The sequence below is a fragment of the Paenibacillus eucommiae genome (assembly GCF_017874215.1).
GTDB lineage: Bacteria > Bacillota > Bacilli > Paenibacillales > NBRC-103111 > Paenibacillus_AI > Paenibacillus_AI eucommiae.
Genome location: NZ_JAGGLB010000014.1, coordinates 50958 through 75385 on the forward strand (window position 1 = coordinate 50958; position 24428 = coordinate 75385).

Genomic DNA, 24428 nt, shown 5'->3' on the forward strand with positions numbered 1-24428 from the left:
CATGGCAAAGTATGTGGTGCTTCATAACTTCTACGGCAGCGAGAAGTGGCAAACATTCCGGATGCTCATCATTAACCAGCGTGGCTTGAGCTGTGAGTATTGTGGAAATCCTGTGGCTAAATCAAGCGAGCTGACGCTTCACCACATAAAGGAGCTTACGCCTGAGAATGTACACGATACCAATATCTCACTTAATCCGGAGAATATCATGGTTGTCCATCATGAGTGTCACAATAAGATTCACGGGCGCTTCGGTCATCAAATGACCAATGGCGTTTTTATTGTGTTCGGTCCGCCGATGGCTGGTAAGACAACCTATGTTCGTGATCGTATGAGCCGTGGTGATTTGGTCGTTGATATGGATCAGTTGTATTCGGCGGTGTCTTTGCTGCCCGACTACGATAAACCCAACAATCTATTTGGCAATGTAATCGGGATCCACAATCTATTGATCGATAACATTAAGACTAGGCTTGGCAAGTGGAGCAGCGCTTGGGTTATCGGGGGTTATGCAGATCGTTACAAGCGCGAGCGTTTGGTGAGTAACTTGGGCGCTGAGCTTATCTTCTGTGATGTGAGCAAGGAGGAATGTATGAGGCGCTTGGAGATCGATGAGGATAGACGATACCGAAAAGCCGAATGGAAAGAGTACATCAACAAATGGTTCGACAACTATCATCCATAATTCCAAACGATTGTAATTTTCTTAATTACCCCATTATGATAACATATATAATTATGTAGAATATTGGGAAATGGGGATCTCAAATGTCGAGAAAAGGTGATGTGTTCGAAAAGGCCGTTGCTTCAATACAATCTAAGATAGATCCAAATTCAAAAGTGACTCATGATGAAAAAATTGTTGATAAATATGGACATTTTCGGCAGTTTGATGTTGTTATACGTGGTAAATTAGGGGGACGCAATTTACTTGGTGTGATTGAGTGTAAGGATTGGAAAGCTAAAGTGGACTTACCTGTTATTGATGCATTTCTTACTAAAATGAGGGGCGTTAACGCTCACTTTGGTATCATCGCTTCAAACTCAGGATTTACAAAAAGTTCTCTAGAAAAATGTAAAATGGAGCAAATTGGTGCTATTTCGCTTATTCCAAATGAAAACACTGGAGTAGGATTCGCTATTAAAATGAGCGTATGCGCAAGAGAGTATAGTTGGACAAATATGTATGCTGAAATGTCAGGAACAGGCTATGTGGTGATTGATCGAAACACGACCATTGAAGAGATGTTTGTCAAAGGAAAAGAAGATTTCAGTTTAGCAGATTGGTTCAGGTATCACCTTGATAATGAATATGAGCATGATGATTATGTAGGAGATTATAGGAAAGAAATTACATTTGTAAAGCCTCAGTTAATTATCGCAAAAGGGTATGAGTTCCCTGTTTCGAAATTTGTGTTTTGTGCATCAAGAATAGTTAAGTATAAACATAGATATATAAACGTTAATGGTGATGGAATGTACGAATGGAATGATGATTGTTTGTTAATTCCACCAGGCGGTGAAGTATTATTCGGTCCATTTACAAATGATCCTTCGGATTGGGAAGAATATGAAGGTGAAGAGTTAAAACGTGAGGGATTTGATTTTATAGTTGCTGCAATAGTGAGACTTTATTACGATGAAAAAGTTCCATTTGATATTAGTAAATTATAGCTTATACATTAAAAGCTGCTCAAAAGAGTGGCTTTTATTTTGATCAATGATCTCAAGATTTGGGGATTTGAATTTTTTTATTTTCCCAGCCCCCCGGTCCAAATTTTAAAAATAAAACCCAAGGGACCGTTGGGGGGAGGCTTTTTGCACACAAACCGAAAAAATTGAAAATGGAGGGAGAGCGAATGAACTTTGAAAAAAAAGGATGTTTATGAGGCAGAACTTGCGAAATTGAATGAAATATTTGAGGATGTAGAGCCTACAAAAGCGAAGCTAGTCGAGGGCCTGGTTGAGGATGCGGCATTCTTGAAAGCGGAAAATCATATGCTCAGGCAATCAATTGCGATAACGGGCATGGTTAAGATCCATCCGCAAAATCAAGACTTGCAGAAGCCGGTTGAGACTGCAAAACAGTACCTAAAAAACGTCAACGCTTATTCTGTCGTGATTAAAACATTAAACGGGATATTAAGCAAAAACGGGCTTGAAGGTGATGATGAGTTTGATGAATTCATCCGAAACGAAAATGCAGGGACATAGCTATCTACAGGAATATCACACCGCGATTAAAAATGGTGAGATTATTGCAGGGATGGAGCTCATCCAGCAACTTGATAATCTTATTGAAGACTTGGTTAACCCTGCTTTTATATATGATACGAGGGATGCTCATTTTCGGATCGACTTTATTGAGAAATTTTGCAAGCATACAAAAAGCCCGTTTTATGGAAAACCGTTTCATTTGGAACTATGGGAGAAAGCTTTCATCGAGGCGTTCTATTCTTTCAAATGGAGTGAAAAGGGGTATGAGGACTATTACGGCGAGAAGCCTCCCAAGAAGTTATTGCGGCGCTTCAAGAAAGCAATATTATTAATCGCCCGTAAGAATGGAAAGTCAACGCTATGTGCTGCTCTGGGTCTAACTGAAATGATGTGCGGCACAGGAGGCAATGATATCGTTTGTTCTAGTAATGATGATGCCCAAGCAAACATTATCTTCGAAGAAATTAATAACATGCGAGAGCAGTTTGACCCAAAGGATAAACGTACCCACAAGAACATGAAAGGCATATTCAATCTTAAGAACAAAAGCAAAGTATTCAAAATCTCGGATCGGACGCGAAATAAGGAAGGACGCAACATTGACGGGGCAATCCTTGATGAGTCCAATGAAATGACGGATAACGTTATTGCAAAATCTATTGATCAATCGCAATCCACGAAGGATGAGCCATGGTTTATTAACATCACAACCGAAGGATTCGTAAATGATGGATATTTGGATAAAGAATTGAAATATGGACGTTCTGTTCTCGAGAAGGAAATCGAGGATCATACACTCTTGGTATGGTTGTATACGCAAGATTCCGAGGCAGAGGTTTGGCAGAATCCGAAATCGCATCAAAAATCAAATCCGAGTTTGGGCGCGATTAAGAAAGTTAAATATATCAAAGATCAAATCCGTAAGGCCCAACACGACAAGGCCGAGCGGGTTTTTATGTTGGCTAAGGACTTTAATATTAAGCAGAACAATGCAGCAGCTTGGCTACTTGCTGAAGAAATTGCGAATGAAGATAAATTTGATATCGCAGATTTTCGAGGTTCGTTTGCAATTGGAGGGGTGGACCTTTCCAAATCAGGTGACCTTGCTTGCGCTCGATTGCTTTTCATTCGAGCTGGACAAAAATACACCTTATCGCAGTATTTCATACCCGAATCCAAACTTGCCATACTTCCTAAAGAGGATTTGCCGAAATTCAAAGAATGGATTCGACTTGGCCGGATAACGGTATGTGATGGAAATGAAAATGACTTCAGTAAAGTGACAGCTTGGTTTGTCAAAATGGTAAAGGAATTCGGAATTAAAATTTACAAGGTTGGCTATGACAAATGGTCCGCAGTTTACTGGGTGAAGGAGATGGAGGGACTTGGTTTTGACATGCAGCGCGTTGTCCAAGATTGGGCTCCAATAAGCGAACCAATGAAACTTGTCGAAAGGGATCTTCGAGGCAAGCTTATTAATTATAACGAGGATTCGCTAGATCGCTGGTGCCTGGAGAATACAGCATTAACTATTAATAACAAGTTGGAAATTATGCCAGTAAAAGTACAAGGCAAAGAGGATAAGAAAATAGATGGTGCGGTCACTTTGATTTTTTGCTATCGCGTCTATATTGACAATCGTTCTGAATTCCTTGAACTTGCCAAGAGAGCGGGGTGAAAAAATGGCCTTACTAAGCAGCTTCAAAAACATGTTGGTCAAAGGAAAAGAATACGTTCGAGCAAAGATGTTGAACGGCTATGTGCCTATATTCAGCCAGTTCGGACAGGACATATATGCTTCCGATGTTGTTCAAAACTGTATCGACGTGATAGCTACAGAAATAAGTAAACTCCAGCCGAAACATATTCGGACAGATACTGGTGGTATGCAGGCAACGCCAAAGGGTAGCCTTAACCGACTATTTAAATTCGCTCCAAATGAGATCATGACGACACGCGATTTTCTTGAAAAGGTCGTATGGTTGCTGTTTTTAAATTACAACGTATTCATTTATCCGACATACGAAATAACTGAGCTCCCAAACGGAAACCAATCAAGAAATTACACGGGATTTTATCCCTTGAATCCGCACCAGGTAGACTTTGTACAAAATGAAGCGGGTGTACTTCACGTAAAACTTTATTTCCGCTCTGGCGATAACTTCACGATCCCCTATTCGGATATCATTCACATCCGGAAGAAATTTTCGGTCAATGACATCATGGGTGGTGGGTTAAATGGGCAGCCAGATAATGCAGCCTTGCTTAAGGTGCTGCAAATTAATGATGCTGTGCTACAAGGATTAGAGAAAGGCATCAAGACGAGCCTTTCCGTTAGAGGCATTCTGAAAATAGCAACAATGTTGGATGATGATGCACAAAGGGCAGAACGGACGAGGTTCGAGAAGCTTCTCGCTTCTGGCGATAGTGGCATTCTTCCGGTTGATCTCAAGGGCGATTATACGCCTGTCAACCTTGATCCTAAGTTTGTGGACAAAGATACATTGTCATTCCTTAAAAGCAGCGTTTTGGAATGGTATGGAGTTTCGATGGCCATTCTTTCTCGTGATTATACCGATGAACAGTACCAGGCTTTCTACGAGAATACGTTGGAGCCATTGGTGATTGGTCTTGGTCAGGCTTTTTCAAAGACTATCTTCACGCCTCGTGAGCTAGATATGGGGAATGAGATTGTCTTTTACCAAAAAGACATGATGTACCTAAGTACAAGCGCCAAGTTGAGTCTTCTTAAGACAGCAGGAGAGCAAGGATTGCTTACAGATAATCAGAAGTTAGCACTTCTTGGATACCCTCCATTAGAGGACGGAGACAGACGCACACAATCACTCAACTATGTAGACACTCGCCTGATAAACGCCTACCAGATGGGAAAAAATAATATATCAAAGGGAGATAACGGAAATGAGCCAAATGAATAAACTCCCAGGAAAAGATGATCCTGTTAAGCGGAGCTTTGGATTAGTTGACTTGAGAGCTGTTGATGATGGCAATTATATCGAGGGACATCCTGCCATCTACGATCAGAAGACAAGTATTGGGGGATGGTTCTTCGAAGTGATTGAACGCGGCGCTTTTGATGGCTGCAACTTCGATGACGTTCTCTTCAGTGTCAACCATGATCTTCAAAAGATACCTTTAGCTCGCAGTCGTCGTAACAATGGAAATTCAACCATGTTATTGCGAACAGATGACTTGGGCCTCTATGTAAAAGCAAATTTAGACGTGGAAAATAATACTGAAGCTAAATCATTATACAGTGCTGTGAAGCGGGAAGACATCGATGGGATGTCTTTTATTTTTTACGTGGACAAAGAACAGTGGGATGATCTTTCAAGCGATACGCCAACTCGCCGTATCCAGAAGATTAAAAAGGTTATTGAAGTCAGCGCAGTCAACTTCCCAGCTTACTCCGGGACTGACATAAATGCTCGTGATCAAACCGTATTGGATAATGCGGTGAAGGCATTGGAGAATGCCCGATCTCAGTTGGATAACTCGAAAGACGAGCTTGAAGTATTGAAACTAAAAAACCAAATTTTGATGAAGGGCTAAGGTGCAAACACATGAATAAGAAAAAACTATTAGCATTACTTGCGAAAAAAGAGGCTCGTAAGGCTGAGCTTGGTACGAAAGCCAATGCTGCTGAGGCAATTGCTGAGTTGCGTAGTATTAATGCGGAGCTTGAGACGCTGAATGCTGAAATTGCTGAACTACGCAGCATTACGGACGCTATGCCTGACGATGAACCCGAAATAATTGCTGGTGGTTCTGGATTAGAGCAACGTTCAGGTAATTTAGGCGGAAATCCTCTGGGATCAGCACATATCCTTGGAACGTATGGCACAGGGAGTGGGCAAGGACAGCAACAGCGAGCGGCTGAACCGGAGGACTTCTATGGAACATTGGAGTATCGAAAGGCGTTCATGTCATTTGCTAAGACTGGAGAAATGAAGCCGGAGCTTCGAGCCAATGCAATGACGACTACAGCAGATGTTTCCGCAGTAATTCCGACGACGATCCTAAATGAGATCATTAAAAAGATCACAGTCTACGGTCAAGTCTTTGCCCGTGTTCGCAAACTGAATGTTAAAGGCGGCGTTGACGTTCCGATTCTATCTTTGAAGCCTGTTGCAACGTGGATAGGGCAAACTCCAACGTCCGATAAACAAAAGTTACAGGCGAACACGAAGGTTTCATTCAGTTACTACGGTTTGGAATGCAAAGTATCGATTTCGCTTTTGGCTGACACGGTGACACTTGATAGCTTTGAGACAGTCATTACGGATTTAATTGTCGAGGCGATGGTCAAGGCAATCGATCTTGCTGTTATTAAAGGTGATGGTGTAGGCAAACCACTAGGTGTAACCTTGGACCCGCGCGTTCCTGCAACTCAAATCGTAACCATGTCACCGCTACAGTTCGCTAATTGGGAAGATTGGGCTAAAAAGGTCCTTGCTAAAATGCCGCTGTCATATAAGGCAGGGGCTACTTTCCTAATGGCTTCTGGAACCTTCGAAGGTTACATCAATGGCATGGTGGATGACAATGGGCAGCCGATCGGACGTGTTAATTACGGAATTACCGAAGGTCCACAAGAACGATTTGGTGGTAAGGAGGTTATTCAGGTTGAAGACGATGTTATTGCACCATTTGCCGATGCTGCGACGGGTGATGTAGTTGCTGTGTACTGTAACCTGAAGAACTATGGTTTTAATTCTAATATGCAAATGACAATGTTCCGTTATTTCGATCATGATACGAATGAATGGGTGGATAAGGCCATTCTAATTGCTGACGGAAAGCTAGTTGATCCAAACGGAGTCGTAATCATTAAAAAAGGTGCAGCAGTATAGTAAGAGGGGCTTCCTTGCCCCTTAAAAAAAGGTGGTGATAATATGACAAAAAAAAATATTGCAAATAAGGTTGATGGCGTAGAACTAAAAAGTACTACAGGTCAAACGGTTCTACTTTGGAAAGCAACAATGCCTCTATCGCATGAGGAACACGAGCAATTATCCGCTAGACTGCGCTATGAGCATGAAAACAGCGGCGTGGTTATTGTATTAGTTCCTTATTCTGTAGAAATAGAAACAACTGAATTGGATTCGACTGAAACAGAAGAAACAGAGGACTCGAATAACACGGACGGTGTTGTAAATGACAAATGAGGATTTAATCATCCAATGTAAAATAGGTCTGAATATCTCTTTGAGCAGCACGGCTTTTAACGGTATATTGTCACAAAAGATTCTAACAGTAAAAGGATTTATGCAGGGAGCTGGCGTATCGGCAGAAAGTTTTGAAAGTGAGCTAGCCGTTGGCGTTATCGTCATGGGCGTTGGTGATTTGTGGAATGTGAAGAGTGGGGAAATTAAATTTTCCCCTGTTTTTCATACGTTATTAACACAATTGGCAATGAGGTGAGGATATGCGACTTGATAGTGTGATTTACTTGATTAGCAAAACTACTGAAGAAAACGAAATTGGCGACCCGATTTTCACAACCGTAAAACGCGAAATCTTTGCTGAGAAAAATTCGGTACGGCAGTCTGAATTCTATCAAGCAGCTGCTCATGGATTGAAACCGGAGCTGACGTTTATTGTTTGGAAACAAGAATACCTGGATGAAGAACGCTTAGAGTTTGAAAAGCGAATATATGACATCATACGTACCTTTGAAAAGGACAGTGAATTCATAGAACTTGTTTGTCAGGGGATTTCTGGCCATCTAATCAGAGGGGATGCAAGACTTGATGGAAATGCGTCGCTAGATTCGGATTTTTTATTGAGCGGCAGCGAAACGGAGGCATAAAGCAATGGCAATGCCTAGAACAGTCCGTGTTAGAAGGAATGGCGTTGAATTTATCTCGAACATTGACCGCACCCAATACACACTCAAGCAATTGCAAATGGCTGGCTTACGAGAAGTAGGCAAAATGATCCGAAAACGTGTCATGCAGCAGGCTAAGCTTCAGGTAGGGATGAAGCGATCCAAACGGATCATGCGATCATTTCAATACTGGGCAAGAAAGAGAGAAACCGATTTAATAGTTGGTATCAAGCATAATACCTGGTATGGATTTGAGCAGGAGCTCGGTACACATGGACAAAGAAAAAAGGCGATCCTTATGAATGCTGTTTTTAGCAATATCGACGACATCCGCCGAATCATGGGGATCTACATTGAATCTATTGAAAATGAGAACAGAGCTGCTGGGCTTATCCGTGATGATGGTGGATGGGGGCCAGACAATGAGTAAAGTAGTTGAAATGAGGAAAGCTCTTCAATCCATCATTAAGGCTAAGCACTCACGAGTGTATTATGAGATGGCTCCTGACGACGTGCAATTTCCTTATGTGACCTACGAGCTACCAAACTCCTATGATGATGGCACCATGGAAAACTTTGTGCTTCATGTAGATGGATGGGATGCGCCGGCAAAGGGGGATACAATGCCGCTTGAAATGATAATGGAAGAGATCGACAGTGTTTTACAAAGACAGGTCATCCGCACAAATGGGATGGCCTTTGTTATTTATCGGGATAACAGACTTTCAATCCCCGATGACGATAAGCGTATTCGAAGAAGGAAAATTGTATATCAAGTCAGAACATTCGGAGGTAATTAAATGCCACAATATTCAGGTTTTACAAGCGGGACTGCGGATCGTTTGGTCATGGACGCCGGGGCGTTCTATAAGAATTACGATCTGCAGGGCGGGACGGGTACGCTGTTGGGAGCGACACGGGGAGGCGGTGAGTTTAAAGCAGTACCCACGGTTCGCGCAATTGAGGTAGATGGGGTAAAGGGCCGCGCTAAGGGGCTTAACGCTATAGATGGCTGGGATGTATCTATCATGGCTAATATGCTTGAGATCACGCCGGAAATACTTAAAATAGCTCTTTCGACGGGTTCTATAGATTCTGTTACAAATGCTGATTATGAAGTTGTTACAGCTAAAAATACAATTGCACTTGCTGATTATATCGACAATATTACATGGGTCGGTAGACTATCAGGCAGCAATAAGCCGGTTATCATTCAAATTTTCAACGCACTGAATACAGAAGGCGTTACACTGACGACTGAGGACAAGGGCGAAAGTGTTTTGCCTATCACCTTCATGGCTCATTATGACGCTTCTGATTTGGACACCGTTCCTTTCAAAATCTATTACCCTAAACTTACACCGGATACAGCTCCACCTACCGCTACCATCGTTCCTGCTGCCAATGCGACTGCTGTTGCCGTTGGAAGCACCATTAAATGGACTTTCAGCGAAGCTATTCAACCGCCTACGGTAAACTCTTCGAACTTCCTTGTGCAGAAAGCCGACGGATCGGCGCTAGTGCCTGGGACTTTATCGCTTAATGCAGCACGCACCATCGTTACATTTACACCAACAGCTGCTTTAACCGCGGCCACGGCCTATATGACAATAGCGGGAACAGGTATTAAGGACATTGCTGGAAATTCACTTGCCGCGCCTATGATTACCAAATTTACAACAGCCTAATATCAAATAAAGGGGAGCCCAGGTGCTCTCCTTTTTCTATTTCTGGGAGGGAACAATTATGAAAATCAGAAAACTCAAAATGAAAGATGTATTCCCAATGTCACGGATCATTAAGAAGATCGGTATCAAAGAAATCATGAAGCAGGCTACGAAAAATTTAACAGGCAAAGAGGGTACGGCCGAAGCACAAAAGCAGGTCGGTACCGAAATGTTTGCCGTAATTTTAGAAAATCTCCATCTTGCAGAAACGGAAGTCACGGCTTTTCTTGCTGATTTGGTAGGTATGAAACCAGAGCAATTTGCGGAATTGGAGTTTGACCAGCTTGCCAGCGTATACGATCAATTGAAGCAGCTCCCAGGCATAGCAAGTTTTTTGAAGCAAGCAAGTCAATAGACGATGTTGAAGTGATTGACTTGCTTTTGAAGCGTTACGGTAACCTGGAGTACATTATGGAACTGGATATAGAAAGCGGCCTCTTACAGATACAAAAGGCTGCTGAGAAGGAAAATGAGCAACGTCACTGGGACATGTACCTATCTCGGTATCAGCACATGACCAAACAAACCTTCAAGCCATTCCATGAGTTCTATAAAGCTCCAGGGGCGGCGGGAGATGCTCCAGTAGAAAACCAAAAATCCAAGGATGAAATAATAACGGATGCTGAAGAGATTCTTGCAGCCTTCCGGAAGAATAATCGGGGAGGTGAATAGTTGTGGAAATTTTTCGCTTGTTTGGATCTATTCTTGTTGAGTCAGGCGAGGCCGAAAACAGCTTATCTAACATTGGTAAGGCTGCGGGCGCTGCCACGCTTGCTTTAGGTGCTGTTGCAATTGCTGCCGCTGCTGCAATAGGGACGAAGGCAGTGCAAGTTGCTGACGAATTTAAAAAGGCAATGAATGGCTTGGCTGCTGAAACTGGATCTACTACGGAAGAGATGGATGAATATGCTGCAGCCACAAAGAGACTGTACAATGCCAACCTTGGTGAAAATTTCGAAGATATAGCTAAGGCGATGGCTAAGGTTAATCAGACCACAGGAGAATCCGGCGAGGAACTGGAGAACTTAACAAAAAATGCCCTCATGCTTCGAGACACATTCGAAATGGATGTTGAGGGATCGATTAATACAGTAAACTCACTCATACAAAACTTTGGCATATCCGGGGAGCAAGCTTACACTTTGATCGCTCAAGGCGCTCAGATGGGAGCCAATAAGAATGGGGATTTGCTGGATGTAATGAATGAATACGCGCCGCACTTTGCCCAACTTGGATTAAATGCAAATGAATTTACTGATACCCTTATTCAAGGGGCAGCAGCAGGAGCCTTCCAGATTGATAAAATGGGGGATGCGGTAAAGGAGTTTGGTATTCGTTCGAAGGATGAGAGTAAACTTAGTGCTGAAGCATACGCCGCACTTGGTTTAAATGCAGAAGAGATGTTTGCAACATTTGCAGCAGGTGGCCCGAAGGCTGGCGATGCGTTTCAACTCGTGATAGAAAAGCTTGGAGGCATGGAAGATCCACTAGCGCAAAATCAAGCGGGCGTAGCACTCTTTGGAACAATGTTCGAGGATCTTGGAGTTGAAGCAATAAAAGCTTTGGGAGATATCGACGACAATGCGGACATGACACGTGACACACTTCAAAAGATGGGTGAAATCAAGTACGATTCCTTCACACAAGGTATTCAAAGTATCGGGCGACAGTTTGAAACCGGAGTGTTAATTCCAATTGGGGAAAAGATAATTCCTAAGCTCGAAGAGTTGGCCACATGGTTCGAAGGGAAGATGCCTCAGATCGAAGGAGCTATCAAGAAATCAATGGATGTGGCCATTGGTTTATTTGACGGTTTAGCCAAAGCTGTCATGTTCGTAACCGATAACATGAACATCTTTTTACCTGTGCTGCTTGGTGTTACGGCGGCGATAGCAGCTCAAGCCATTATCAATACCGTTACAGCTTTGTACGGGGCATGGAAGACGGCCACAACGACCATGACGACCTCACAATGGCTTCTAAATGCTGCGATGAGCGCTAACCCTATTGGACTGGTTGCGCTGGCGATAGGGGCTCTTATAGCTGCTGGAATCGCCCTGTATATGAATTGGGACAAGGTATCAGCTTTCCTCTCTGCTTCATGGGAATGGATCAAAGAAACGGCGGTCAATGTCTTTAATTGGCTTGTAGATTTCTTCATTGAATGGGGGCCGCTCATTCTCGCAGCTTTAACAGGGCCTGTTGGTATTTTAGTCTACGCCATAGTGAAATATTGGGATGAAATCAAGGAATTCACCGTTAACATTTGGAATTCCATTATGAAGTTTTTTACCACGGACGTACCTGCTGCATTCAATAAAGTTGTCGGCTTCTTCTCAGAGCTCCCGGGCAAGATACAAACTTTCCTTCACGATCTGTTCTTCGTGAAAATTCCGTATGCAGTAGGCTATGCTATTGGCTGGATGATCAAAGCCTTTAGCGAAGGCATACCCAAAGTAATCAAATTTTTTGAAGAGTTGCCAGGCAAGGTATGGACGTGGTTGGTCAAACTGTACACCGATTTCGATACATGGCGGAAGGATATGGTATCAAAGGCTATAGAGATTGGCACCAACGTTCTCAAGAGCATTGTTGATTTCTTTGCTGAGCTCCCCGGGAAAGTATGGGATTGGCTTGTATCCACCGTGAATAAGCTAATCGAATGGCGCACAAATGCCGCGACGAAGGCGAAAGAAGCTGGGAAAGCTATCCTAGATAGTATCATCGAGTTCGTGAAGAAATTACCGACGGATATTTCAATATGGTTCACAAACGCTGTAACAACTGTTAAAGGTTTTGGAACAACTGCTTTAGAAGCAGCGGGGACAGTCGGAAAAAATATTGTGAATGGGATTGTTGATTTTATCAAAGGAATCCCTGCGAAAATAGACGAGTTTGTTGGTGGCATTGCAGGTAAGATCACAACAATTGCGGGCAACATCAAAGGCGCTATATCAAGTATCTTTAAAAGCGGAAAAGAGGGTATTGAAGCGGGGGCGGTTACTGCTGGCGGCAGCGCAACAATAACCGTACCAGCACATGCGAGCGGAACGAATTTCGCTCCTGGAGGTCTTAGCCTGGTCGGAGAGGAAGGGCCTGAGTTGGTCAATCTTCCCCGCGGATCTCAAGTGTACCCGAATGATCGTACAGAACAATTACTTGGCGGAGGATCCTCAATTATCATCCAAACCATGTATGTTAGGAATGACCAGGACATCAACAGGGTATCTCAAGAGCTTGAAAGGCTAAGATTACAAAGGCTGAGGGAGGCGGGGATTAGGTGATTAGATTGGATGGAGTCCCTATTGCAGACTATGGATTGATCATGCAGCCTGGTCATGACCATCCCCTAGCGCCAGCGACTATAGACAGAAGTCAAAAGATACAAGGTAGAAACGGTTTGCTTGATTGGGGCTCAGATATAGGGGAGCGGGCATTTTCTTTCCCCTTAGCCTGGGCACAAGAACCGAATCGACATACACTCCAGCAGAAGATAGAAGCATTTACATCCGTTATCTTTGATGGGTATGGGAAGCCGCGAGATATTCAGCTTGTATTCGATTATGAGACGGATGTAGCCTATACAGCAAGGTACAAGGGTGCTGTCAGTACAGAGCGTACGTTTAACCTTGCTTTCTTTTCTTTGCCTATGGTTGCTCACGATCCTTTGCGGTATTCGCTTGCGACTTTAGGCGGTGGGGATATCATTCTCAATAGTGACATCATATTAGAGAGAGATATTAAACTTGATGGCGATGATTATTCATTTTCAATTTCAGCTCCGACGACTGTGGACGTAAATAATTTTGGAACAATGAACGCATTCCCCACGATTAAAGTTGTGGGGAGCTTCAGCACATTTTCACTGTCTACAGGCGGTAAAACGCTTGTATACAGTGAATCGCTGTCCAACAATACGCTGCTGATTGATACCAAGCGAATGACTTGTAAGATAGGATCCACGAACAAATTAAATAAGCTCTCCGGAAGCTGGCTGGATCTAGCCAGGGGGGTCAATCAAATAAGTATTTCGGGAACCGGCTTAAACTGCTCGGTTTCTTTTATTTTCCGACCAAGTTTTTTATAAAGGGGGATCAGAAATGGCAAATCTTGAAACGCTGCAAGGATCTGACAAGCTGCGTGAAGCATATCCCAAGATCAATAATAACGATCAAGCACTCAATGCGGATATTTTAGCAAATGCCACAAATATCGCCGCTGAAATCGCGGAAAGAATCAGCTCTATTTCTGAAGAACAGGCCGCTAGGATTTCAGCAGACTCAGCAGAGCAGCTAGAGCGAATGGCAGCTGATGCAGCTCATGCCGCTGCGATTGTTGCACATGGAGCAGCACAAATCAGCTTGTCGGTATCGGGTATGGTGGCCAGCGATGTAAATGCAGCATTGCTTGAGCTATTGACGCGAATCAATAACATAGTCGCTTCAAGCGGCACATCATCGACTGAGGTAGTGGACGGCAGACTAGGAGCTGACGGAACAGCCAGGGCAACACTAGGGACGCTGATCCGCGAGATCCACGCGCAACTCTTGGCTGCTGCAAGGACTACCGTTAATTTGGTGTATGGTCCGCAAATAGTGACGGTAAGTAAATCCAGCCCTTTTGCGGTCCTGAACATTCGTGGGAATACGCTGGTTAATTTGTTGGGTACCGATGGAAATTTTGAGTCCGACAAGGACTCGAACGGACTTGCTGATGGATGGCTAAGAGTTTCCTCAGCAGGTACATTTTCAATAGACAATACAACAAATTCATATGGTCTATATTCTCAAAAAGTAACCTCTCGTGTTGAAGATGTCACTAATAGCATGGGGATTTACACTAATGGCAGATTATCAATACAATCTGGAAAAAAATATCTGGCAATAGCTAACTTCAATAAAAGTGCAGCAAGCAGGTTGGTTAGACTTTCTTTATATGATTATGCTAGTGGGTCAGCGGCTCATCTAAAATCCGTTACTGACACTTCCAATATAAATGTCTCGCTGATTTGTAAATACGACTCAGTAATAACAAGCGATAAAATATCAATTAACCTGTACTGCGAGTTCCCATTAGGCACAGTAGAATCGGCATCATTTGATGGAGTACGAATTTATGAGATTGATGCTGCCACATATGCCAAAATTGATGTCGATCCCGAATACACTGGCGAGAAGCTTGCAGCAAAATTCCCTTATGTGGATTCTGTGCAGCATTCGAGTGGTGTGTATGTTCAAAAGTATGGAAAGAACTTATTGCCACCATTTACAGAGTGGACTTTACACCCAAATACAGTCGTTACTAAACCTTACGAGTTTATTTTAAACGCTACAGCAAATTATCAATACAGTACGGTTAGGATACCTGTGCTCCCGTCTACCTCATATAGTATCAATTTAGGTAATAGTGTGGGACAGTTCAACAACATTGTTGAGAAAAATTCAAATTTATCTACAGTTACTTTCTTTCAAGGAAGTCCATCTGTTACAAACAAAACTTTTGCAACATCAGCAACTACAATATTTTTAGACGTGCAAATAGCTTCTAATACCGTAGGAACTTTTACTTTCACGAATCCGCAACTTGAAACAGGCCCAACAGCCACACCATTCCAGCCGCGTAACGACGATGCTGTCTTGATTCCATACCAAGCTGCATCGAGCATAGATGGAACTGTTTATGATTCAATCTATCAGCAAGATGGGAAATGGTATAGGCTTAATCGATTTGTTAGGGATGTTGTGTTAGATGGATCATTGGCATGGCAGCCTTTTGATGATGGGATTGGATTCAAACGATTCACATTCCCCAACCTTACAGGCATGATAGCATCTTCTACCAAATTGACTGCTATTAAATATGACGGTAAACCTATTCGTTCAGTACGAACAGCAGAAGTTAGTACATCTGACCAAATAGGCATAGGTGTAACTAGCGTTTTAATGAGCATAGCCGATGTAGAATCAGGATTTGGTGAAAATTACTCTCCATTATCTACAGAAATAAAGGCAATGATGTACGGTTATAAAATGAACAATGGAACATTTGGCATTCCTTATGATGGCACAGGAACCAAGACATGGACTCGATGGGATGCGACAAACAATACTGGAGCCGTTACTGTAATTCCTACTTCCGTTGCTGCTGGGTGGCCTGGATACAAGATCACGTATGAACTTGCTACACCAACGACAGAGCTATTGCCTCTTGCTGAAGGCAATATTTCGCTGCATGACGGTGGGAATTACATCGAGGTCGGGAATGGTGTAGTTGTGAGGGAGAAGGTAGCGCCATATCTTCAAGGGGCGTTATATTGGTTGAATAGATCTGACTATCCAGTGTCACAGTATTTTAAGAGTAGAGTTAATAAGATATTGGCGATTTACAAAAATGATGTTAAAGACTCGAAATGGCTTATAGGAAACTCCATTTTTTCTAACGGGAATCAAAGGGCGTATATTAACGCCTTTGATTATGACCCAACAGCCGAATACACCGTCGATTATATCGCACTAGATCAATACGCACTCACAGCACCTACATTGCAAATCAGCGGAGATTACGCGAGCAACATAGCAACAATCGTTTCAAATCTCGTCCAGAACCAGACGGACCAAGCTGCTATTACAAGTACAATTTCTCGAAGTCTTGTTACGACTTATTTAAAAGGTGCGGGGGAACGACTACAACGCGGCGCGGCATCTGCGACAATTGCCACAGCAGGGACAGCGGTAACAGTGGCAGTTACATTCCCTATTGCTTATGCCAAGCCTCCAACGGTGACATTGACGCTTACAGGAGCGGCAGGTGGCACAGCGGGCTATATCAATATAGCAGCCGAAAATGTAACAACTACGGGTTATACATTGAGAGTAAATGCTTATGTAGCTGGAAAAATCGATGTGAATTGGAGGGCTGAAGGATGATCAACACTATACAGGTACAAGGATCGCTGGAAACAAGCTGGCATAACTTTTCATTAGTCCAAGAGGCCATGGATATTTCAATCTCTTCAGGAGAATATTGGCGCGGCGGCATTCGCCTTGCAACGGTAGAAGAATCCACAAGGATACTGATCAATTCTCCAGAAGAAGATACACAGCTTGAAATCTGGATATGCTCTGATGGTGAGACAGCAGTCATTGAATTGTATCAATCCGGCGATAGCTTGGATGAATTGCAGTATACCCCGATCGATAGATTAGCGTGGTTTAGCGTTCTTTCAGGAGCGGTCACAATGGATGATATAGAAATCAATGTCGTTCAGATGGTCGGAGCCTAACGATATTCCCAAGCGATTGGGAATTTGAGGGTAGGAAAATTTACCTGAGGGGGTGACACATGAATTTTCCAATAATATATGATCAGTTTGAGTCTGCTTATGACGGATTTGGGCTTGCCATTTTGGAGAATGCCGACGAAGTATTAATATCAGATGATCTCAATGGAATGACAACACTGAGCCTTACGCTTCCGCGGTCCGATGAGAAATGGCAGTATATCCAGGAAGATGCACAAATCAAAATGGATGGCGATATCTATATCGTCCGCACATTCGATGAAATCCGTGACGAGAGCGGAATGCTCATTTCTAATATCCAGTGTGAGCATGTCTTTTTTGAACTGCTAAGCGGGTATGTTGAATCCATCATTCAAACAAACACCACAGCGCAAGCAGCTGGTGACGCGCTTATCCTGGGCACTCGTTTTAAGCTGGACGCAACACGGATTGCAGGTAATCATGATTTTGCCGTTGAGGATTGCACGCCAGTTAGTGGATTAAAGACGTTGCTGGAGATGTGGGATTGTGACTTTCATTGCTCGGGTCTACCAGATCCGGACGGCAAATTCAGAATTACACTTTATCCGGAATATGGAAATGATACTGGAGTACAATTTAGGTACGGTAAAAACCAAGTGTCCATCAAGAAGTATACGGACGCTCAAGGTATCGTGACAAGGCTGTATGTGTACGGCAAGGACAAGCTCAGCATTGCAGGAGCTACGGGGAATGTGGCGGGAACGTCTTACATTGACAGTCCCTATATCGGAAACTATCGAATTCCTAAAGCATCCAGCGTAACCTTTGGTGATATCGAAGACAAGGACAAATTATACCAAGCTGGGTTGGATCATCTCACAAAACTGGATACGCCAAAAGTGACGTATGAGATGAGTGTGGTGGAGCTCAAGGCGCTGACCGGATATGATGATTCCGAATCCTTTGGAATAGGCGATACAATCCGCGTCATCGACGAAGAGTTAGGGATTGACATTCTCGCCCGAATTCTTCGTTATAATCGCTATCCGCGCGAACCGTGGCGTTCTCCCGACGTTGTGCTCGGGAACTTCCGTCCTGGCATTGAGGATGCATTGGTTCAGTTCCGGAATGTGCAAAAGGTTGTTGAAAAAACAACGTACAAAGGGCGTGTAAACACCTTTTGGCTGGATGGCATCATAAATACACTTCAGAACCAAATCAAAGCCAGCGGGTCATATGCAAATGCTGAAGTCATCGATGGCAAAGGCATGTTATTCGAGAATACAGATATAAGCAGCCCGGACTATGGCGCTTTGTACATTGGTCCTAATATTCTGGCCATAGCCAGCAACAAGGTTGGTGGATCTTGGAACTGGAGGACGTTCGGCAAGGGAAGCGGGTTTACAGCTGATGAACTAAATGCCGGTATTATTAATTCTTCTTTGGTTAAGATCATGTCAGCGAGCGGGGATACAGTCATTGATGGTGACGTGATTACTTCCACGAGAGATGACAAAAAGTCTCAAACTGTTATATCAGGATCAGGTGGGATCAAGGTCAAGAAGAATATTGGAACACCTCAAGCTCCGATTTGGCAAGATCGATTTTATGCAGATACGAATGGTGATGTACAGTTGATGGGGCTTGTAGTCGGATCAAATGTGCAGATGGGGCCAAATGCAACTATCACCTGGGGGAATGTAGTGAATCAACCATTCATTCCGTCTACAGCAGCTGATGTAGGAGCCTTGCCGAGTAACACGCCCATACCTGTACTTCCGAGCTACATACAATCAACCAAAATTACGTCAACTACCATAGAATCCCCTACCATCTCAGGAGGGGTAATCACGGGGGCTGTTCTACAAACGAGTAATACGTATCCAAGGATACAAATAGACAGCAACGGCCTATACAGTCAATCAAGTGGTGGATCTTACCATGGACTTATCTCTGCAACTCAATTTGCAGGGCCGGGGGCTGCACCAGGGACATTCTCGCTTTTTTACTTTGGGTCCCAAAAGCTTATGTTTTCATCTGATGGATCGACAGTCACTATGATGCCATCATCTCAACTTAATATAGGGGCAGATTCCGGTTCGCCTGATGTTTACGCAAAGGGAGTATGGCGATATTCAAGCGATACTTATTTTACTAACATTAGGTCACGTAATAGCGATCTTACGATCAGCCCAAACAGCAATTTGTACTTAGGCAATTCAAGCGGCACTACTTATGGACAAGGAACCTGGAGGTTCAGGACAATGCTTCAGGATCTTAATTCAGGCTTGCTTGATATCGGCAATACAAATGCAGTAGTAACCGCAAACGGCAGATGGAACTTTGGAAATCTAAACCTTACTTCTCCTGTGTATACTTCAGCAAGCAGTGGAGGGGCTTCCGCACTCCCGGCTACACCAATGGGCTACATTGAAGTAAAAATAAATGGAAACAACAGAAGAATACCATATTACTAATTTTTAGGAGGAAATGATCATGACAATGACAATCGATCCAGAAGTAAGAGAGCAGGTAAAGCAGCAGAGGCTAAAAAACCTGCAAATGCAATACTTTGAATTTCAGATGAACCTTGCTGCTTTCCAGGCGAACGGAGCGACCCAGCAGGCAACAGAAGCGCAAAAGCTTATGAGAGAAGTTGAGTTAGCATATCAGGCAATTGAAGCATTGTAATCAGCGTCGAGAAATCGACGCTATTTTTATGCCCCAAAGGGAAGAGAGGAAGTTATAAATGGATATTAAAATGGTGGGGTTTAATCTTGTTTCGGCCGCGGCGGGAGCAAGCGGGAAAGAGGCTGCAGCTGGCGGGATAGCCGCGGCAATAGGTACGTTTGCTACAGTTTACTTAGGGGGGTGGGATGCTCCTTTGAAGATACTCGCATATCTCATGATTCTTGATTATGCAACGGGCGTTCTGGGAGCCATCAAGACCAAAAACGTGAACAGTGAAGTGATGTTTTGGGGAGGGATCAGGAAAGGAGTCGTTCTACTTGTCATTTTCATGGCTGTGTTGCTTGATGAGTTCGCCGGCGGGAACGCTCCAGTTTTTCGGACATTGGCGATATATTTTTATGCGGGTCGCGAAGGGCTTTCTGTTGTAGAAAACTTAGGTCCTCTTGGCGTAAACCTACCGCCTGGCATCGTGAAGTTCTTGGAACAACTCAAGGGCAAAGGGGATGAAACAAAAGGGGAGGGGAGGCAATGAACCCGTTTGAAGGATATCGCATTAGCAGCCCTTTCGGTTGGCGAGATTCCCCTATTAAAGGGGGAAGGGAATTTCACACAGGAATTGATCTCGTAAAAGCCAGCCAATCCCCTATATACGCCTTTGTTGCGGGTGAAGTCATGCACGCAAAACTAGGAGAAACAGGCAGTGGATTAGGCAATTATGGAATAGTGGTGGCTATCAAGGATCCAAAGACAGGACACCTGCACATATACGCGCACCTTGACATGGCAGTCGTAAAGGTCGGCCAGAAGATTGAAATAGGAAATATGATAGGACGATTGGGTAATACAGGACAGAGCACAGGACCACATCTGCATTATGAGATTCGAAAAACATCCTCGCCATCTTTTGGATATATAGCGTATCGACCTAATAACTGTTTTGAGCCGACTGCATACCTACAGGAGCTCGCGCCAAAGGTACCTGAAAAAGTAGAGGAGGAGATAGACATGAAAGAACTAGACGCTCTAAAAAAAGAAGTTGTGACATTAAAGAGTGAATTAAAGGATATGGAGGAAAAACAGGCCGTGACAAGGGCTCCTGAATGGTTTGTAAAGGAATTTGGCAAGGATGCATTGACCGGACTTGTTTCGGATCCAACTGGAGATTATGGATTCTGGAGGAACTTGGCCACAACGCTGAGGATTTTCAAAACAAAAAAGTAGTTTGCATACAAAAGCCCTCTTTCCAAATGTGGATTGAGGGCTTTTTTTCATTTATCCTTCACAGGCAACTCCATCTCCATCACGATCCAGTTTTGTGCTGAAACCTGGATCTCCTTTATGTATAGGTGCTTTACCAGCTGCTTTAACTTCTGCACAAGAGTTATAAATAATATCTGATGTGTTACCAATTTCGTTACTAGGCTTTGTTACGGGAGTTGTTGTAGTCGCAGTTGAACTGCCATCAAACACAAATAGAACTCGCGTACCATCGGGAAAATCTTCTAATTGGTTACTTACCCAAGATCCAGCACCACGATTGTCCGCGGGCGTTACATATGCAATATCAGCACCTTTACCGCCCTCTGCACACATGGCCATCGGCCATTCATCTCGATCAAATCCGGATTTTGTCGGGAGACCTTTGAGAGATTCTTCCCTGTTTTTATCCGCGCCACCACGATCAATTGAACATATTGCCGATTGTCCCTTGGCTATGGCTGCTTGAATATGTGCTGCTGTTTCGGGGTATTTGTCAACAGGGAATTCTAGTGTAGCGTCATAGGTCGTAGAGGATGCCTTGAAATCCTTTCCTGTGACTGTTACGGTACTTGTGTTTCCATCCCATCCGACAGAAGCATCAAGCATTTCAGCAACTGCACGCAGAGGAACATAAGTTACACCGTCTATTAACTTAGGATCGGCGTTCGTGATTTTTTCCCCATTGACCACGAGGGTTAATTTTGTGGCAGCATAAGCACCGACACCAACAGACATGGCCAAAATAAAAATTGTTAAAGTGATTAGTACCTTTTTCATTTAATAATCTCCTCCATAAAATGTAATCGACATAATTCTACTACAAAAGTCACATTTTGGCGATATATGGAAGAAAGAAACCTCTTTCCCGCGAAATGCGATGTTTTTATTTTCCTCTTGCTATCTCCGTATATGTTCATTGTATAATGAGAACATATATTCGTAATGGAGGGATGGTTATGACGAAAAAACTTGAAGCAAATGGGTTATGGGAGAGCAGTCGGTTTTTAATACCGGAGCATATCGCAGTTCTTAATAAGGGTAAACGTGAAGACCTTCGGATTAAAAAGCCGGAGCTGGACGAACAAGAACTCGCGCTAATATCTACCGCATTCCACACGTCATTGCTGCGGTCGGCAGTCGTGAATATACGCGTGTTTACGGAGTTCGAGATAAGGAAGGTGGCCGGCATTGTTACGCGGATCCAGCGCGATTCTGTTCGGCTAGAAAAGAGCGCGGACGAATACGAATGGTTAATTATCACGGATGTTGTGGGTGCGGAGCTGGCAGAGGAAATCTGGGATTGACAGTACATACAGATTATGGTATATTTTACATGTCCGGAAACACCGGCAAAAAAGAGCCTTGGGTAAGTATATCCAGGGCTCTTTTTTTATTTTGATAGTATCCATCTGGCGGTTCAACGATTGTTCAAAGCCTTCTGGAACCCAGCTTCCTGGGCGTCCATTATCAGGCCCATTAAAGCTCCTGACGTTTCGAGTTCCCATCCGTTTACCCAGTTCATTACCTTGAGCTCCAGTTCGGTTAGCTGCCTGCCTATCGCCATTTCCAGCATTATTTGATTCATAATCTAAACCCCTAAATTTTATTTTACTAAGGCTATTATCAATGCAACTACGCTTATTACAGCTGATACCGCACTAATGGCAATGGCTAGACTCAGTATCTTATTGGCTTTATTCATATCGTCATCCCCTTTGTGGTATAATGGAAGAAAGAAACAGCACCCTTGTATTTCACCATCCGTTTTGCCGAGACCCCCGAAGGGGTCCGGCTTAATGATTTGGCTTAGTCCGCCAGTGTGATGATGAGGGCGATAATTGAGTTTATCAGGCTTATGGTTGCCGTCATAAGCACGATGATGTTAGCTCGATTATCTACTTGCTGTTTCTTTCTTTTTTTCTTCATCTTGTTTGCCACCTCCTTATCTCTATTATATACTCACGTGAGTATAATGTCAATAGAAAATATACTTGCGGTAGTATAATTGAGGTGATATATTTAAAATGGAGGTGGTTACTTTGGACGAAAAGAAAGGGAGCGCGGCAACAAGGGCAAAGAACAAATTCAATGCTGCAAATTATGATCGGCTGTACCCTTACGTCAAGAAAGGAAGAAAAGCAGTATATGAAGAGGCAGCGGCTGCGGCAGGTGTGAGTCTAAATGATTACATCATAACGGCCATTGAGGAAAAAATAGAACGTGAAAAATAGAAATGTTACGTAGAGCCCAGGTAAATTTTCCTAGGCTTTTTTTGTTCTTGCATATAGCACATACGTTCGTATATAATTATGGCAAACAAATGTTCGTAAAAGGAGTGACAACATGGATAAACATATTGGCCATACCTTAGAGATTATCTATCTGGACAAAGCAGGGAAATTGTCGCAACGAAAAATTGAGGTACGGTCTGTTAGCGGCGATAAATTATCCGCATACTGTCTTGAGAGGAAGGAACTGCGGACGTTCAACGCTGATAACATACTTGCCAGTCATCGAGTTGTGGCAGCTGGCCGTGTAGTCCGGGAAAGGCAAATAATTTATCCCGTTTCTGGACATTATGAAGGTAGAAAGCTGCAGGTTGTGATTGATGCTTAGCGATGTCGAACGCAAGTTGCTGCGGATTACTTTGAACAGGTATCGGAATGATTGGCACACGCCTGATATTCAACTGCTTAGTCAATACTCTCAGCGTGATAATGGAACAGTGAGAGCGGGAATGCGACGATTGCATGAACAAGGTTATTTGGAAGCGGACGGTGGAAAGATTCGAGCCGTGCGATGATAAATATATAATAGAAGGTAAGAAACCCCTAGCTTCTGCTGGGGGTTTTTCGTTTATCAACGTTTTAAATTATTTTCGTTCCCAACTCGTTCCCAACGATGATTTTTGAGCATGTTCTTTGACTTCTAAAAAAAAGAAAAACCCTTGATACATAAGGGTTTAATGTGTATATATATGGCGCACCCGAGAGGTCTCGAACCTCCGACCTACAGTTTAGGAAACTGTCGCTCTATCCTGCTGAGCTACGGGCGCACGTATAAAATATAATAGCATGAAGCATATGGTGATGCAAGGGGAGCATTTCTTTTGCAGTCATTTGTTATAATAAGCGGGAATGTACCGGACAAGCTGTTTTGTGCGTCCCTTAGAGTGAAAAAAATTCAATTCCACAGTGCAGCTTTGACCCTTCATTCACCAAAGGGATCAAAAAGGAAGCGCAGATTTTCCTGTCGCCACTATCCCTTTCCCTCAGGAAGCACCGCCTTCCACCGAAACGAGCATGAGCTTCACTTAACGATGTTTTTCATCATTAAAACAAGTGTGTCCAGGTCAATCAGCACGTTAATGATGTTTTTCATCGTTAAAAGAGGTCGGATGGCCCCCTCAGGGTGGAAAACA

At 43.4% G+C, this 24428-nt stretch carries 29 protein-coding genes, 1 tRNA gene and 1 pseudogene; 27 read left to right on the forward strand and 4 right to left on the reverse strand.

Going from position 1 to position 24428, the window contains the following annotated elements:
• Position 1: 1 nt before the first annotated feature.
• The 23 genes from J2Z66_RS19975 (at position 2) to J2Z66_RS43475 (ending at position 20968) form a co-directional block, all read left to right on the forward strand.
• Positions 2-685, forward strand: a complete 684-nt coding sequence (locus J2Z66_RS19975; protein WP_209973635.1) for an HNH endonuclease — start codon at positions 2-4, stop codon at positions 683-685.
• Positions 686-768: 83 nt separating this feature from the next.
• Positions 769-1674 carry a restriction endonuclease gene (locus J2Z66_RS19980; RefSeq protein WP_209973637.1) on the forward strand — a complete coding sequence of 302 codons (906 nt, stop codon included), beginning with the start codon at positions 769-771 and terminating at the stop codon, positions 1672-1674.
• A gap of 192 nt (positions 1675-1866) precedes the next feature.
• Positions 1867-2214, forward strand: a complete 348-nt coding sequence (locus J2Z66_RS19985; protein WP_209973639.1) for a hypothetical protein — start codon at positions 1867-1869, stop codon at positions 2212-2214.
• Positions 2180-3895 (forward strand): terminase large subunit, encoded by a 1716-nt coding sequence (locus J2Z66_RS19990; RefSeq protein ID WP_209973641.1) that lies wholly within the window; start codon positions 2180-2182, stop codon positions 3893-3895. The genes J2Z66_RS19985 and J2Z66_RS19990 overlap by 35 nt, the downstream gene beginning before the upstream one ends.
• Before the next feature lie 4 nt (positions 3896-3899).
• Positions 3900-5156 carry a phage portal protein gene (locus J2Z66_RS19995; protein WP_209973643.1) on the forward strand — a complete coding sequence of 419 codons (1257 nt, stop codon included), beginning with the start codon at positions 3900-3902 and terminating at the stop codon, positions 5154-5156.
• Positions 5140-5790, forward strand: coding sequence for an HK97 family phage prohead protease (locus J2Z66_RS20000; RefSeq protein ID WP_209973645.1), 651 nt, complete (start codon positions 5140-5142; stop codon positions 5788-5790). Before J2Z66_RS19995 ends, J2Z66_RS20000 begins: the two co-directional genes overlap by 17 nt.
• Before the next feature lie 11 nt (positions 5791-5801).
• Positions 5802-7091 (forward strand): phage major capsid protein, encoded by a 1290-nt coding sequence (locus J2Z66_RS20005; protein WP_209973647.1) that lies wholly within the window; start codon positions 5802-5804, stop codon positions 7089-7091.
• Positions 7092-7133: 42 nt separating this feature from the next.
• The gene (locus J2Z66_RS20010) at positions 7134-7406 is read left to right on the forward strand and encodes a hypothetical protein (protein WP_209973649.1); all 273 of its coding nucleotides are present in this window, start codon (positions 7134-7136) and stop codon (positions 7404-7406) included.
• On the forward strand, positions 7396-7662 hold the full coding sequence (locus tag J2Z66_RS20015) for a hypothetical protein (RefSeq protein WP_209973651.1): 267 nt from the start codon (positions 7396-7398) through the stop codon (positions 7660-7662). The genes J2Z66_RS20010 and J2Z66_RS20015 overlap by 11 nt, the downstream gene beginning before the upstream one ends.
• Before the next feature lie 4 nt (positions 7663-7666).
• The gene (locus J2Z66_RS20020; protein WP_209973652.1) at positions 7667-8050 is read left to right on the forward strand and encodes a phage head closure protein; all 384 of its coding nucleotides are present in this window, start codon (positions 7667-7669) and stop codon (positions 8048-8050) included.
• A gap of 4 nt (positions 8051-8054) precedes the next feature.
• Positions 8055-8498, forward strand: coding sequence for a hypothetical protein (locus tag J2Z66_RS20025; RefSeq protein ID WP_209973654.1), 444 nt, complete (start codon positions 8055-8057; stop codon positions 8496-8498).
• On the forward strand, positions 8491-8868 hold the full coding sequence (locus J2Z66_RS20030) for a hypothetical protein (RefSeq protein ID WP_209973656.1): 378 nt from the start codon (positions 8491-8493) through the stop codon (positions 8866-8868). Before J2Z66_RS20025 ends, J2Z66_RS20030 begins: the two co-directional genes overlap by 8 nt.
• Positions 8869-9756 carry an Ig-like domain-containing domain gene (locus tag J2Z66_RS20035; protein ID WP_209973658.1) on the forward strand — a complete coding sequence of 296 codons (888 nt, stop codon included), beginning with the start codon at positions 8869-8871 and terminating at the stop codon, positions 9754-9756.
• Positions 9757-9814: 58 nt separating this feature from the next.
• The gene (locus J2Z66_RS20040; RefSeq protein ID WP_209973660.1) at positions 9815-10150 is read left to right on the forward strand and encodes a hypothetical protein; all 336 of its coding nucleotides are present in this window, start codon (positions 9815-9817) and stop codon (positions 10148-10150) included.
• 56 nt (positions 10151-10206) lie between these two features.
• Positions 10207-10467: a hypothetical protein gene (locus J2Z66_RS20045; protein WP_209973662.1), complete on the forward strand. Its 261-nt coding sequence runs from the start codon at positions 10207-10209 to the stop codon at positions 10465-10467.
• A 2-nt stretch (positions 10468-10469) separates the two neighbouring features.
• Positions 10470-13079: a phage tail tape measure protein gene (locus J2Z66_RS20050; RefSeq protein ID WP_209973665.1), complete on the forward strand. Its 2610-nt coding sequence runs from the start codon at positions 10470-10472 to the stop codon at positions 13077-13079.
• A complete protein-coding gene (locus J2Z66_RS20055) occupies positions 13076-13882 on the forward strand; it encodes a phage tail domain-containing protein (protein ID WP_209973667.1) in 807 nt (268 codons plus the stop codon). The genes J2Z66_RS20050 and J2Z66_RS20055 overlap by 4 nt, the downstream gene beginning before the upstream one ends.
• A 13-nt stretch (positions 13883-13895) precedes the next feature.
• Positions 13896-16721: an H-type lectin domain-containing protein gene (locus J2Z66_RS20060; RefSeq protein WP_209973669.1), complete on the forward strand. Its 2826-nt coding sequence runs from the start codon at positions 13896-13898 to the stop codon at positions 16719-16721.
• Positions 16718-17077, forward strand: coding sequence for a hypothetical protein (locus J2Z66_RS20065; RefSeq protein ID WP_209973670.1), 360 nt, complete (start codon positions 16718-16720; stop codon positions 17075-17077). Before J2Z66_RS20060 ends, J2Z66_RS20065 begins: the two co-directional genes overlap by 4 nt.
• Before the next feature lie 59 nt (positions 17078-17136).
• On the forward strand, positions 17137-19533 hold the full coding sequence (locus tag J2Z66_RS20070; protein ID WP_209973672.1) for a phage tail protein: 2397 nt from the start codon (positions 17137-17139) through the stop codon (positions 19531-19533).
• Positions 19534-19552: 19 nt separating this feature from the next.
• Positions 19553-19747 (forward strand): hypothetical protein, encoded by a 195-nt coding sequence (locus J2Z66_RS20075; RefSeq protein ID WP_209973674.1) that lies wholly within the window; start codon positions 19553-19555, stop codon positions 19745-19747.
• A gap of 58 nt (positions 19748-19805) precedes the next feature.
• Positions 19806-20279, forward strand: a complete 474-nt coding sequence (locus J2Z66_RS20080; protein ID WP_209973676.1) for a phage holin family protein — start codon at positions 19806-19808, stop codon at positions 20277-20279.
• Positions 20276-20968 carry a M23 family metallopeptidase gene (locus tag J2Z66_RS43475; RefSeq protein WP_209973678.1) on the forward strand — a complete coding sequence of 231 codons (693 nt, stop codon included), beginning with the start codon at positions 20276-20278 and terminating at the stop codon, positions 20966-20968. Before J2Z66_RS20080 ends, J2Z66_RS43475 begins: the two co-directional genes overlap by 4 nt.
• Before the next feature lie 51 nt (positions 20969-21019).
• Here J2Z66_RS43475 and J2Z66_RS43850 read toward each other — a convergent pair whose 3' ends face one another.
• Complete coding sequence (locus J2Z66_RS43850) at positions 21020-21217, reverse strand: excalibur calcium-binding domain-containing protein (RefSeq protein ID WP_312894676.1); 198 nt, start codon at positions 21215-21217, stop codon at positions 21020-21022.
• Positions 21215-21655, reverse strand: a pseudogene (locus J2Z66_RS42785) (stalk domain-containing protein); the annotation flags it as partial. The pseudogene J2Z66_RS42785 and the gene J2Z66_RS43850, both read right to left, overlap by 3 nt.
• Before the next feature lie 308 nt (positions 21656-21963).
• On the opposite strand from J2Z66_RS42785, the gene J2Z66_RS20095 reads away from it, so the two are divergent.
• Positions 21964-22311 (forward strand): YolD-like family protein, encoded by a 348-nt coding sequence (locus J2Z66_RS20095; RefSeq protein WP_209973680.1) that lies wholly within the window; start codon positions 21964-21966, stop codon positions 22309-22311.
• A 113-nt stretch (positions 22312-22424) separates the two neighbouring features.
• Here the strand turns inward: J2Z66_RS20095 and J2Z66_RS20100 are convergent, their stop codons facing one another.
• Positions 22425-22592: a hypothetical protein gene (locus J2Z66_RS20100; RefSeq protein WP_209973682.1), complete on the reverse strand. Its 168-nt coding sequence runs from the start codon at positions 22590-22592 to the stop codon at positions 22425-22427.
• Positions 22593-23046: 454 nt separating this feature from the next.
• Here J2Z66_RS20100 and J2Z66_RS20105 point away from each other — a divergent pair, with 454 nt between their 5' ends.
• From J2Z66_RS20105 to J2Z66_RS20115, 3 genes are all read left to right on the forward strand, one after another.
• A complete protein-coding gene (locus tag J2Z66_RS20105; protein WP_209973684.1) occupies positions 23047-23238 on the forward strand; it encodes a transcriptional regulator in 192 nt (63 codons plus the stop codon).
• Between the two features lie 112 nt (positions 23239-23350).
• Positions 23351-23623, forward strand: a complete 273-nt coding sequence (locus J2Z66_RS20110) for a hypothetical protein (protein WP_209973686.1) — start codon at positions 23351-23353, stop codon at positions 23621-23623.
• Complete coding sequence (locus J2Z66_RS20115) at positions 23616-23810, forward strand: hypothetical protein (protein WP_209973688.1); 195 nt, start codon at positions 23616-23618, stop codon at positions 23808-23810. The genes J2Z66_RS20110 and J2Z66_RS20115 overlap by 8 nt, the downstream gene beginning before the upstream one ends.
• A gap of 175 nt (positions 23811-23985) precedes the next feature.
• On the opposite strand, the gene J2Z66_RS20120 is transcribed toward J2Z66_RS20115, so the two are convergent.
• Positions 23986-24062, reverse strand: a tRNA-Arg gene (locus J2Z66_RS20120).
• Positions 24063-24428: the final 366 nt, after the last annotated feature.